Here is a 12,744-nt window from a genome sequence, read left to right as displayed (position 1 = left end):
ATCATTAACAGTAAAATTTCATTTATAAGACAAATTTGATATATAAATGTAAGGAGTAATAATATTAAAAGATTATGTATACTTTTTGATTTCATAACATGTGAAAAATAGAGCGTTCAGTCATTTATAATATATTGTAGTCTACGATATATATAAGAAAAACTGCCAACAAATTTCAGTAATTGTTGACAGTTTGAATTCAATTATTAATTACATAATTGCTACTTCACTGTTAATAGTTCTTCATAAATGCCTGCTTCTTTTGCCGCTTCAATTAGTGTTGTACCAATTTCTGATGGTGTATCTGCTGTTTTAACACCACATTCATTAAGCGTTTTAATTTTTTCTGCAGCAGTTCCTTTACCACCTGAGATGATTGCACCTGCATGGCCCATACGTTTTCCTGGAGGTGCTGTTTGTCCACCAACAAAACCAACCACTGGTTTAGTCATGTTTGCTTTGACCCATTCAGCTGCTTCTTCTTCAGCAGTACCACCGATTTCGCCAATCATAACAACAGCTTTTGTTTCTTCATCTTCATTAAATGCTTTAAGTACATCGATAAAGTTTGTACCGTTAACTGGGTCCCCACCGATACCTACTGCTGTGGTTTGACCAATACCTTCTTCAGTTAGTTGATGTACTGCTTCATATGTTAAAGTACCTGAACGAGAAACAACACCTACATGTCCTTTTTTATGAATATAACCTGGCATGATACCAATTTTACATTCATCTGCTGTAATTACACCAGGACAGTTCGGTCCAACTAAACGTGTTTTTCTACCCTCTAAATAACGCTTCACTTTAATCATATCAACAACTGGAATATGTTCAGTAATACAGATCACCATATCTAATTCTGCATCAGCTGCTTCTAAAATTGAATCTGCAGCAAATGGTGCTGGTACGTAAACTACTGATACGTTAGCACCTGTTTCTTTTTTAGCTTCCGCTACTGTATTATACACTGGCACGCCTTCAACAACTTGTCCACCTTTACCTGGTGTTACCCCTGCGACAATTTGTGTGCCATAATCAAGCATTTGTTTTGTATGGAAAAGGGCAGTAGACCCTGTAATACCTTGCACCATTACCTTAGTATTCTTATCTATAAATACACCCATTTTAGTGTTCCCATCCTTTCCTTACGCTTCTTTAACAAGTTTAACAATTTGTTGTGCACCTTCAGCCATTGTTGCTGCTGGTTCAATTGCTAGACCGGATTCATTTAAAATCTCTTTACCACGTTTAACGTTTGTGCCTTCTAAACGAACAACTAAAGGTAAAGTTAATTCGACTTCTTTAACTGCTGCTACAATACCTTCTGCAATCACATCACATTTCATAATTCCACCGAAGATATTTACAAAAATACCTTTAACATTATCATCACCCAAGATGATTTTGAATGCTTCAGTTACTTTTTCTTTTGTAGCACCGCCACCAACGTCTAGGAAGTTAGCTGGATTACCACCGAAATGATTAATTGTATCCATTGTAGCCATGGCTAATCCGGCACCATTAACCATACAACCAATGTCACCATCTAAGGCAATATATGATAAATCATATTTAGATGCTTGAATTTCTTTTGGATCTTCTTCTTCTAAATCGCGTAATTCTAAAATATCTTTATGTCTGAATAATGCATTATCATCAAAATTTAATTTCGCATCTAAAGCTAAAACATCACCATCACCCGTTGTTACAAGTGGATTAATTTCAACAATAGAACAATCTTTTTCAACAAAAACATTATATAAAGAAAGTAAGAATTTTGCTGCTTTATTTACAGATTCTTTTGGAATATTAATATTGAATGCAATACGACGTGCTTGGAAAGGTGATAACCCTATCACTGGATCGATTGTTTCTTTAAAGATTTTTTCTGGCGTTTTAGCTGCAACTTCTTCAATTTCAGTTCCACCTTCTTCAGAAGCCATCAATGTAATACGATCAGTAGCACGATCAATGACAAAGCCTACATAATATTCTTTTTGAATATCACAACCTTCTTCGATATATAAGCGTTTAACTTCTTTACCTTCAGGTCCAGTTTGATGCGTTACTAATTGCTTGCCTAATAATTCATTAGCATAAGTTTCAACTTCAGACAGTGATTTAGCAATTTTAACTCCACCTGCTTTACCTCTACCCCCAGCGTGAATTTGTGCTTTCACTACATAAACATCTGAATTTAATTCTTTTGCCTTTTCCACCGCTTCTTCAGCAGTAAATGCTACACGTCCTTCTGGAACGGCTACACCCATAGCACGAAATATTTCTTTACCTTGATACTCGTGGATATTCATCTTCCATCCTCCTGTTTCTTAGGTTAAATTCACTTTAATTATAGAAAATGTAAGCGCTTTTGTAAACTGAAAGTGTTATACTTTTTGCAATAGTTTTTAAATTCAAATAATTTTATTTTTATTTAATTATATCATTGATTTAACAGGCTCAAACGTTTTACGATGATATGGCGTTATGCCTAATTGTTTTAATCCTTGAAGGTGTGATTTAGTGCCATATCCTACATTTTTTTCAAAATCATAACCAGGATATTTCAGTGCTACTTCCGCCATTAAACCATCCCTATATTCTTTTGCCATGATACTAGCAGCAGCAATAGAAACACTTTTAGCATCTCCTTTAATAATAGAAGTTTGAGGAATTGCATTATCCAATGTCATAGCATCAATAAGTAAATGGTTAGGTTGTTCTGTTAATTGATTAATAGCACGTTTCATAGCTAATTTGGTTGCGTTGTAAATATTGAACTCATCAATTTCTTCAGCGCTTGCTATCCCGTAAGCATAATCATAAACGCCTTCTTTTAATTGTTCGTTAAGTATTTTTCGCTTTGTTGCTGAAACTTTCTTCGAGTCATCTAATCCTAAATATTGATGTTCTTTATTTAAAATGACTGCACAAGCTACAACAGGCCCAGCAAGTGGACCACGACCTACTTCATCAATCCCACATATTAAAGCATTAGGATTGTCCTTTAATATTTCATTTTCATATTTATTCATTTGTTGATAATGTTCTCGTGTTTCTTGATCTTTTAAAAGCTGTTTACGACGTCGTACTATATTTTGCTGTACCCCTTTTCTTGTATCACTCATTAATTCATGTTGTTCAAGTGCTTCAATTGAATCAATTGTGTCTAATAATGCTTTAATCTCTTTAATTGTTTGAGGCATAATCTAAGTCCCCTTTCATTTCTGAATAAATATCAAAACAATAAGTTCCAATTTTAGCATTACGCACATCATTAATAATCAATTCGATGACAGCCTCGTAATCGACTTCATTTCCTTTTTGTAATAACCCACGTCGACGTCCAATAGCATCAAACCATTCTAAAATTTCTGCATCAGTTTCTACATCAATATTGTAATGATTCTTCAATCCTTCAATATCATGTTTAATTAAGAAGTGTAAACCGTATATTGCTACTTCATCTAAGTGTACGATACTATCTTTAATGGCACCAGTAAGGCTTAGTTTTTTACCTACAGTTTCATCTTCAAATTTAGGCCATAAAATACCTGGCGTATCTAGTAGTTGTAATGCTTTACCTACTTTAATCCATTGTTGTTGTTTCGTTACTCCCGGCTTATTTCCTGTTTGAGCAATATTTTTTTTAGCTAACTTATTAATTAATGTAGATTTCCCCACATTAGGTATACCAACAATCATGGCACGTATTGCTCTAGGTTTAAGTCCTTTCGCTTTTTCTTTCTCAAATTTTTCTTTAGTCGCTTCAATTGCAGCATATTCTACACCTTTTAAATTTTTGCCGTGTTTCGCATCAACTGCTACAGGATAAAAACCTTTATCAGTAAAGAAATGTTCCCACTTTTGCATTTCATTTAAATTCGACATATCTTTTTTATTTAAAATAACTACGCGTGGTTTTTGTTTAATGACATCATCAATCATTGGATTTCTTGAACTATACGGTATACGTGCGTCAACAAGTTCAAATACCACATCTACTTTCTTAAGTTGTTCTGTCACTTCTCTTTTGGCCTTTGCCATATGCCCTGGATACCATTGAATCACCATGACATTCACCCTACTTTCATTAAATTTATTTCAACTGTTCGATTATAATCAATATTTAAAATCTTCACTACTATTATCAATTCTATTATATTTTAACATGCTATTTCATATTCATTAAATCGCTAATATTAAAAACAAATTTCTAATTTTTTATAAAACATATAAATACTTTTATTAAGAAGTTTAATACTCTACAATTTAGTATGTAGTCATTTTTTAATTATGAATAGTACATTCTAACTATAGAGGTTTAATATGAAAAAATTCTTTACTTATCTAGGACTTTTTATAGCACTGTCCATCATAGGACATAGTTATGTCATTTATCGTTTTATTCACGATGGCATTTTATTTACAGGTCCAAATGATGGAATGGAACAAATGGTTCCAATTCAAATGTATTTATTTGATAAATGGAGTAGTGGCAATTTGTTTTATTCCACTGATTTTGGATTAGGTGGCGATTTCTTTACAGATCTTAGTTACTACTTCTCCACAAATATTTTATTTATAATAAATGTAGTATTTATTGCACTTATTAAAATTTTTATTCCTTTACATACGCATAATGTATTATTTTGGATGATTAATGCACTGATTATGTCCATGATTAAAGCAATGATTGCCATGTATTGCACTTATTTATATAGTAAATACATTTCAAATAACAAATGGTTAAGCTTAGTTGTAGCGTTTTTATTTGTTATGTCACCCTTATATTATCGCTTTACAGTGTATTGGCCCTTCTTTAGTGATGTGTTTGTTTGGATGCCGTTATTATTACTCTCTATTGAAAGAGTCTTACAAAAACAGAAGTTTGGACTATTCATTGTTACTGTTTCTTTAATACTAATTAATAACTTTTATTTTGCATACTATCTTTGTTTAATAGGTGCGGGTTATATACTGATTCGTATAATATTTAGACATCCAAAAGATATTCTCTCAAGAAGTAAAGCATTTTTAACTTTAATCATTAGTGCCCTGTTAGGTTTAGGTAATAGTTTATTTATCTTTTTTCATGGTGCTCAAAGCTTTTTAAATAACCGTCGTGTACCTTTTTCTGGAGCAGTTGATACATTTGAAAAATTAGATATTAATACAAATATTTTCTTTGATAATTATTTAATTGTATTATTATTTATTACCATTCAAGCTCTTTTAAGTTTTAAATTATATAAACATTATTATTATCGTTTATTTGCTATCCTTACCTTTGTATTTATTATATTTAGTTTTATACCTTTCATCGACCAAGTATTTAATGGTTTTTCAGCGCCTCAAAAGCGTTGGCATTTTATTTTAGCTTTTAATTCCACACTATTAATCGGATTATTTTTAAAATATTTCAAAACACTAACTACAAAATCTTATCTAATAAGTAATATTATTGCAGAATTAGTTATATTTATAAGTGCTATGATATATCATAAATTTTTAGCATGGTTCATATTAGTCCCTATTGTATCTTTGATTGGATTGATGGTTCTTATCATTAAAGATCGTACATATCGTTTTAAATTAAGTTATTTATATAGTGTTTCAATTATATTATTAAGTATCTTGGTCTCTATAGTATTTATTAAAAATCAAATTTACTATAAAGATCACACTGATCGTGGAAATACGTTTTATATTAATTCCAGTTTATATAGTTCCGACTTACAACGTGCACTTGTTCAAGAAATGAATCAAAATAAGCATGAAGATGAACGTATCGATTGGAGAGTCAACGAGCAAGATAATACACCGATGTATCAACATTTTAAAGGGTTAAGTTTATATTCAAGTATTTTTCATCATAATATACTCGATTATTATTACGATGCTTTAAAAATTAATTTAGCTGAGGAGTCATTGAGTAGATATCAATCAACGAATGGACGACAAAATATCGCGAGTCTATTTTCAGTGCGTTATATGATGCTAAAAAATTATCAAAATAACTTACCTTCCTACTTCAAAAAAATAAAATCAAGCGGACAATATGGTATTTATGAAAATACACTTAACTTACCATCTGTTAAAGTAACTGATTCTATATACAATAGTAAAAAATTGACGACTGCAATTGATAGAGAACATGCAATGTTAAAAGGTGTGATTTTAAACAATGAAGGCACAAGTTATAAAGCTAAAGCTCCTAATTTATTAAATCAATCATCATTGAGTTATAAAAATTTAAAACATTTAAATGGTAATGTCTATAAAGTAATTGGAGATAAAGGTGGAACATTAACGATACACTTACCTCAATCATTACGCCAAAAGTATGATGATTTTTACGTTACGATGAAAATAAAGCGTGGTAATCCTGATAGTAATTACACAGTCTCTGTAAATAATTATGCAAATCACCGATTATTTAACAATTCTACTTATCGTACTGGTATTGATACTCAACTTTATCGAACACAACCTGATAATAAGGGAAACATTAATATCACTTTATCTCCTAAAGGAACATTTTATTTAAACCTTCAACAATTAAATGGTGAAAACTATAAAATGTTAAAACAAATGCATAAAAAAGCTGATTTTAATAACAAATATAAAGATATTAAAAACGGCGTTGAAGTCAACTTAGCTAAACATGATAAAGGGATTGCTTCAATTAATATTCCTTATAGAGAAGGGATGCAAGCGTATGTTGATGGACACCGTATTAAACCTATGAAAGTTAATTACATGATGACAGGCGTTCCTGTTAATTCATCTGCTAAAAAAATAATTATTAAATATCAACCACCGTATTGGAATACTATGATTTTAATCTCACTCATCAGTATAGTAATAAGTGTTGTATTTGTTAGATTTGTGAATACCAAAAAGAGAAAGTTGAGGAAAAACATTGATCAATAAAATTCGGTCCAATCGATTATTGACCTTTTTATCTATATTTATAATTGCTAATATCATTTCTTTAGCAATTTATTATCCATTTATTCGAGATTATTTCAAAGAAGGATTTGTATTTAGTGGTTCTGGAGATGGTTTTAGACAAATGATGCCATTTCAAATGTACTTATATGAACATTACAGTAAGTTCAAAGGAGCCTATGATCAATCTTTTGGATTAGGCGGAGATTACATTAAGGGGTTGGCCTATTATTATTCTTTATCTCCCATAATGTGGATTAATTTTTTTATAATCTGGGTAAGTCATTTTTTATTTCATTGGCAAACGAGTCATATCGCCTTTTGGGCAACTAACCAATTAATAATCGCTTACGCTAGAACGATTATTACAATTATTGTTGTATTTTACTATTTAAAATGGTTAAAGTTGAAAACAGCGCCATTGCTTATCGCTACTATTTTATATGGTGCATCCACTCTTGTGCTTTACTATAACTATACATGGTCATTTTATGGAGACTTATTGATTTTATTACCTTTATCTTTATGGGGAATGGAACGTTTCTTCCAAAAAAGAAGAATAGGGCTATTTATCTTTTCAGTTGCTCTGACCTTATTTTCTAATTTTTATTTCAGTTACTACCAAGCTATTGTATTAGGGATTTATTTCATATTAAGAGTCATTTTTAAATATCGTTGTGATATCGTATCAAGATGGGAAAAATTTTATTTACTCGTTATTGGTGCAATACTTGCGCTTTTATCTAGTATTTTAGGATTCTATACAGGTGTATCTTCATTCCTAAACAATGATAGAGCCCAAAATGATGACTTTAATATTACATTGTTTACAGATTTAACACAAAGTAAATATCATATTTTTTCTGATGGTTTTTATATCACAGTTTCGATTATTGCATTAATGGCTTTATTTACGTTTAAGTTATATCGTCACTACTATTATAAAATTTTTGCTATCATCACTTGGTTTTTACTTATTGGATCGTTATCACAATACTTTGATAGTGCATTTAATGGCTTTTCATTACCACAACGTCGATGGGTATACTTTTTATCTATTTCAACTAGTATCTTAATTGCATTATATATTCAATATTTATCTGAACTTACATTAAAACAATATTTACTTGTAGCAATTCCGGTATTTATATTTGGTTTATATCACTATATATTTGCAAGTGCTTATGTCAATTGGATGATTGTACCATTATTTTTAATCATCGTTTTAATCTTTGTAGTATGGAAAAAACAATGGTTATATCAACCTTATATACTAATAGCTATTGTATTACTATTCTTTGTACAACAAATTATAATGACACACGATTCACGAGCCCGTACTATTGATCCATATGCAACGACTACGAAAACATTAACAGATTCAAGTTATTATAATCATAAACTTGCTAAAAAAATTAATAATATTAAGAAACAAAAAGATAATAAAAATCCTTTCCATCGTATCGATTACATGTCAGCCTATGCACTCAATTCACCATTTATTTACCATTATAATGGCATTTCACTTTACTCAAGTATTTTTGATGGTGACATATTAAAATACTATGATAAAGAAATGCAAATTAATATGCCTGTTGATAAAAATAGTACATATCGATACTTAGGGAATCGAGCAAATTTAGAAGCCATGTGGGATGTTCAAGATCGATTCCGACATCCTAATGATCTGAATATGCCTTATGGTTTTAAAAAGGTAGATACTATCAATAATGGTTCAGATAAATTAATTCATTCAGAAAATACTATTAATTATCCAGCCACGCATATTACTAATAAGATTTTTAATAAACATGATCTCAAATCGCCATTAGATCGTGAGCAAGCGATGCTACAAGGTGTAGTATTAGATGATGATTCAATAAAAGCGAATACTTCTTTCACTCAAAATAAAAACCTATTAAGTAAAGCATATCAATCTACAAATAATGCTACTTGGAAAGATAAAACTCATTTAAACGTAGAAAAAAATAATGGTGGTATCACATTAACATTACCTAAAACGTTAGCTAATCAATATAAAGATATGTATGTCGAAATGGATGTAGAATTGTTAGCTCCCGATATTGAGCATTCTATAGGAGTAAATGAATATGCTCAAAATCGTAATATGCTAAGTTATAAATATCGACGTTTTGTAACGCCTGTAACAATGAGAGTAAAAGCTTCGGATCAATTAAAGATTCGTCTTACTAAAGGACATTATCGATTATCTATTAAAGGTATCTATGGAGAAGATTATCATACATTGAAACAAGCTTCTAAATCACTTAAACCTGTGACTATTTCACAATTTAGAAGTGGCTATACATTCACTAAACCTAAAGGAACTTCTGGATACTTAGTGGTACCAATCGCCTATGCTAATGGTATGCATGCACGTGTTAATGGACACGATGTAGATGTAAAACAAGCTAACGGTATTATGACAGCTATTCCAGTCAAGAAAAATGATACTCATATTGAATTATCTTATACACCACCACATTTTTATATACTATTAATTTTGAGCGTTATCGGAATAATAAGCAGTATAATATTTAGCAGATATTTAAAACGAAAAAATCAATTAAAATAAAAAGAGCCTGAGTCATAATTACTAGCAAAATAGCCAGTAAATGAGTTTATTATAAATTCATTTACTGGCTTCTTTATTTACAATACTGCGTATTGTTGGCTCGCTTTTTTAGGGAATAGCTTCAGCCTGCAGTCTTCAGCTTGTTCTGTTCTCTCAAGAGTCTTGCCAAAATACTTTGTATTTATATATAATTTTACATTGAAATACTTAAGAAAATAAGGCATATTCGTACAATTTAATAAACATCACTAAACTAAATCAACGAGATGTCTTATGTATAAAGATTATAATATGATTCATCTTACTCTACCAATGGTAATTTCAGTTCTCATTCCCATACATGATATTTCACGACATGTAAATGATATTGTAGAAACAAATACTAAGACTGAATTTATTTGTCCGAACAATAAAAGACTAGTATTTAAAAAATATACCTATCACCATGATAAATATGGCTTTAAACGAGATTTTAAATTATATGAATGTGATGATGATTCAGAATGTCCTCTGAAACACCCATGTATGAACTTCAATTCAAAAACAAATAAAAAAGTAATGAAGAATTATAATTGGGAATATTTTAAAGCGCAAATTAATAAAAAGCTTTCAAAAACAAAAACCATCTATAGTCAAAGAAAAATTGATGTGGCGTCTGTTTTTAGATTTATAAAGGCTATTTTGAGTTCCACTCGAATGGCCGTTCGAGGGATAAATAAAGACAAAAGATAACTAGGATTTGAGCTAATGACACTTAATTTAAGAAAAGTAACAGCTCGACGAGCTGAAAATAATCAAAAAAATTATAAAAAAGACAATTTCTATATTATTTCAATAGAAATTGTCTTTTTTTACTTATCTTGAAACTTTATATCCAAGACTCTTTTTTAAATGCGTATTAACTTACCCATTTTTTAGTATAGTTTTCTATATACTGATTAGCGAATTTCTTGAATTCTTGCAGCTTTACCACGTAAACTACGTAAGTAGTATAATTTAGCACGACGTACTTTACCGCGACGTTTAACTTCGATTTTTTCGATTTTTGGAGTGTGTAATGGGAATGTACGTTCCACACCTACACCTGAAGAAATTTTACGAACTGTGAAAGTTTCAGAAATTCCTCCACCGCGGCGTTTAATTACAACACCTTCGAAAACTTGGATACGTTCACGTGAACCTTCGACGATACGTACGTGTACACGTAAAGTGTCACCAGTACGGAAAGTTGGTAAGTCTGTGCGTAATTGTGATTTTGTAACTGCTTCGATTAACTTATGATTACTCATTTTTATACTCTCCTTCAACCTATGTTCTTGCCTAGACATTCATATAGCAGCGGATCATAGTGATTTTTAGTGTCTTTTCACACTTGATATATATTAGCATACTCCTAATTGTTTTTCAATTGGTTTTTATAGCTTTCTAAAAATTCTTTATCCTTATCACTTAATTGATACTTTTCTAGTAAGTCCGGACGTTTATGCAAAGTACGTATTAATTTTTGTTCATGTCGCCATTTTTCTATATTTGCATGATTTCCAGATAACAATACGTCAGGTACAGTCATACCTTTATATTCTCTTGGACGTGTATATTGTGGGAATTCAAGTAAACCATCGGAGAAAGAATCATCTTGATGGGATTGTTCATTACCAAGTACTCCAGGAATTAATCTAACGATAGCATCAGTCATAGTCATAGCTGGTAATTCTCCGCCAGTCAATACATAATCCCCCATTGAAATTTCATCGGTTACTAAATTTTCTCTAATTCTTTCGTCATATCCTTCGTAGTGTCCACAAATAAATACAATATGTTCCGCTTCACTCAATTCTTCAGCAATTGCTTGAGAGAATGGTCGTCCTTGAGGACACATGAGAATGACACGCGTTTTATCAGTACGTTTTAAATCTTTCATTGCATTAAACACTGGTTCTGGTTTTAAAACCATTCCTTGACCGCCACCATACGGATAATCATCCACTTGATTATGTTTATTTTCAGCGTAATCTCTAAAGTTTACAGTATTAACTTCAATAATATTTTTATCTTGCGCACGCTTCAAAATCGAATGATTTAGAACGCCGTCGAACATTTCTGGAAATAATGTTAGGTAATCTATTTTCATTATTCTAATAATCCTTCCATTGGCGTAATACGAATTGTTTTATGTTCAACATCTACTTCTTTAACGACATCTGCTATATATGGAATAAGGTATTCTTTGTCACCTTTAACAACCCATACATCATTGGCACCTGTTTCAAAAATATTAATGACTCTTCCAATTGGTGTATCATTATTAAAAACCGTACACCCAATAATATCAGAATAGTAAAATTCGTTTTCATTCAATTCAATATCCTCATGATCACGTTCTTGGAATAAGTAGTCGCCTTTATATTGTTCGACGTCATTAATATTATTAATACCTTCAAATTTAAGCATGTGAAATCCTTTATGTATACGATATGATGTAATAGTCATTTCTATTTCATTATGGTGGTGATTCACGATAAGGACTTCTCCAGGTTGAAAACGTGTATCAGTAAAATCAGAATTAGATTTTACTTTTACTTCTCCTTTAATCCCATGTGTATTTACAATTTGTCCTACTTCTACTTGCATCCTTATCCTCCTTACATAGTCGTTTATTTATACATATTAACATGTTTCTTATAAAGTGAGAATATAATAAAAGCCTGTGACATACCTTATGCCACAGACCTGTTATTATATGATATTGATATTATTATCAATTATTTTGAACGTTTTTGTTCATCAAATGTTTTTAAAATACCTTGTTTTGATAAGATATTGTGAACAGTATCAGTTGGTTTTGCACCGTCTTTTAACCATTTTAAAGCTAATTCTTCATCGATTTTAACTTCTGGTGCATTTACACTTGCTGGATTGTAAGTACCGATTTGTTCGATGATACGACCATCACGTGGTGAACGCGCATCAGCTACAACGATACGATAGAATGGATTTCTTTTTGAACCTAAACGAGTTAAGCGAATTTTAACTGCCATTTATAAAACTCTCCTTTAAATCTTTTAATTTTTATTTTCTACAAGAAATAATAATAACAGGAACCTCCAACTTTGTAAAGACTTTTTTCTTTACCAAATCTAGATTTATGAAATAAATTGTAGATTTGATTATGTACTAGCTTTAACTAGAGC

General features: G+C 30.8%; 10 protein-coding genes and 1 pseudogene. 3 read left to right on the top strand and 8 right to left on the bottom strand.

From position 1 onward, the window contains the following. Positions 1 to 221: 221 nt before the first annotated feature. From sucD to ylqF, 4 genes are all read right to left on the bottom strand, one after another. Positions 222 to 1,127 (bottom strand): succinate--CoA ligase subunit alpha, encoded by a 906-nt coding sequence (gene sucD / locus HMPREF3131_RS09160; protein WP_037540990.1) that lies wholly within the window; start codon positions 1,125 to 1,127, stop codon positions 222 to 224. 21 nt (positions 1,128 to 1,148) lie between these two features. Further along, a complete protein-coding gene (gene sucC, locus HMPREF3131_RS09155) occupies positions 1,149 to 2,315 on the bottom strand; it encodes an ADP-forming succinate--CoA ligase subunit beta (protein WP_002448800.1) in 1,167 nt (388 codons plus the stop codon). A 126-nt stretch (positions 2,316 to 2,441) separates the two neighbouring features. Beyond that, entirely contained in the window at positions 2,442 to 3,209 is a 768-nt protein-coding gene (locus tag HMPREF3131_RS09150; protein ID WP_017174592.1) for a ribonuclease HII, read from the bottom strand. Continuing rightward, complete coding sequence (ylqF, locus tag HMPREF3131_RS09145) at positions 3,193 to 4,077, bottom strand: ribosome biogenesis GTPase YlqF (protein ID WP_017174591.1); 885 nt, start codon at positions 4,075 to 4,077, stop codon at positions 3,193 to 3,195. The genes HMPREF3131_RS09150 and ylqF overlap by 17 nt, the downstream gene beginning before the upstream one ends. A gap of 255 nt (positions 4,078 to 4,332) precedes the next feature. Here ylqF and HMPREF3131_RS09140 point away from each other — a divergent pair, with 255 nt between their 5' ends. The 3 genes and pseudogenes from HMPREF3131_RS09140 to HMPREF3131_RS09130 form a co-directional block, all read left to right on the top strand. Then, positions 4,333 to 6,939, top strand: coding sequence for a YfhO family protein (locus HMPREF3131_RS09140; protein ID WP_048682491.1), 2,607 nt, complete (start codon positions 4,333 to 4,335; stop codon positions 6,937 to 6,939). Further along, on the top strand, positions 6,929 to 9,553 hold the full coding sequence (locus HMPREF3131_RS09135; protein WP_049379254.1) for a YfhO family protein: 2,625 nt from the start codon (positions 6,929 to 6,931) through the stop codon (positions 9,551 to 9,553). The genes HMPREF3131_RS09140 and HMPREF3131_RS09135 overlap by 11 nt, the downstream gene beginning before the upstream one ends. Before the next feature lie 390 nt (positions 9,554 to 9,943). Then, positions 9,944 to 10,417 (top strand): annotated as a pseudogene (locus tag HMPREF3131_RS09130) (transposase); the annotation flags it as partial. 74 nt (positions 10,418 to 10,491) lie between these two features. Here HMPREF3131_RS09130 and rplS read toward each other — a convergent pair. The 4 genes from rplS to rpsP form a co-directional block, all read right to left on the bottom strand. Beyond that, complete coding sequence (gene rplS / locus HMPREF3131_RS09120; protein WP_002448843.1) at positions 10,492 to 10,842, bottom strand: 50S ribosomal protein L19; 351 nt, start codon at positions 10,840 to 10,842, stop codon at positions 10,492 to 10,494. 104 nt (positions 10,843 to 10,946) lie between these two features. Continuing rightward, the gene (gene trmD, locus HMPREF3131_RS09115) at positions 10,947 to 11,684 is read right to left on the bottom strand and encodes a tRNA (guanosine(37)-N1)-methyltransferase TrmD (protein ID WP_017174587.1); all 738 of its coding nucleotides are present in this window, start codon (positions 11,682 to 11,684) and stop codon (positions 10,947 to 10,949) included. Then, positions 11,684 to 12,184 (bottom strand): ribosome maturation factor RimM, encoded by a 501-nt coding sequence (gene rimM, locus HMPREF3131_RS09110; RefSeq protein ID WP_017174586.1) that lies wholly within the window; start codon positions 12,182 to 12,184, stop codon positions 11,684 to 11,686. Before rimM ends, trmD begins: the two co-directional genes overlap by 1 nt. Before the next feature lie 131 nt (positions 12,185 to 12,315). After that, on the bottom strand, positions 12,316 to 12,591 hold the full coding sequence (gene rpsP / locus HMPREF3131_RS09105; RefSeq protein ID WP_002448807.1) for a 30S ribosomal protein S16: 276 nt from the start codon (positions 12,589 to 12,591) through the stop codon (positions 12,316 to 12,318). Between the last annotated feature and the right edge of the window lie 153 nt (positions 12,592 to 12,744).

The organism is Staphylococcus sp. HMSC14C01 (assembly GCF_001808085.1).
Taxonomy (GTDB): Bacteria; Bacillota; Bacilli; order Staphylococcales; family Staphylococcaceae; genus Staphylococcus; species Staphylococcus hominis.
The sequence above is the reverse complement of the archived record's forward strand: the minus strand, read 5'-3'. Positions and strand labels throughout refer to the sequence as shown.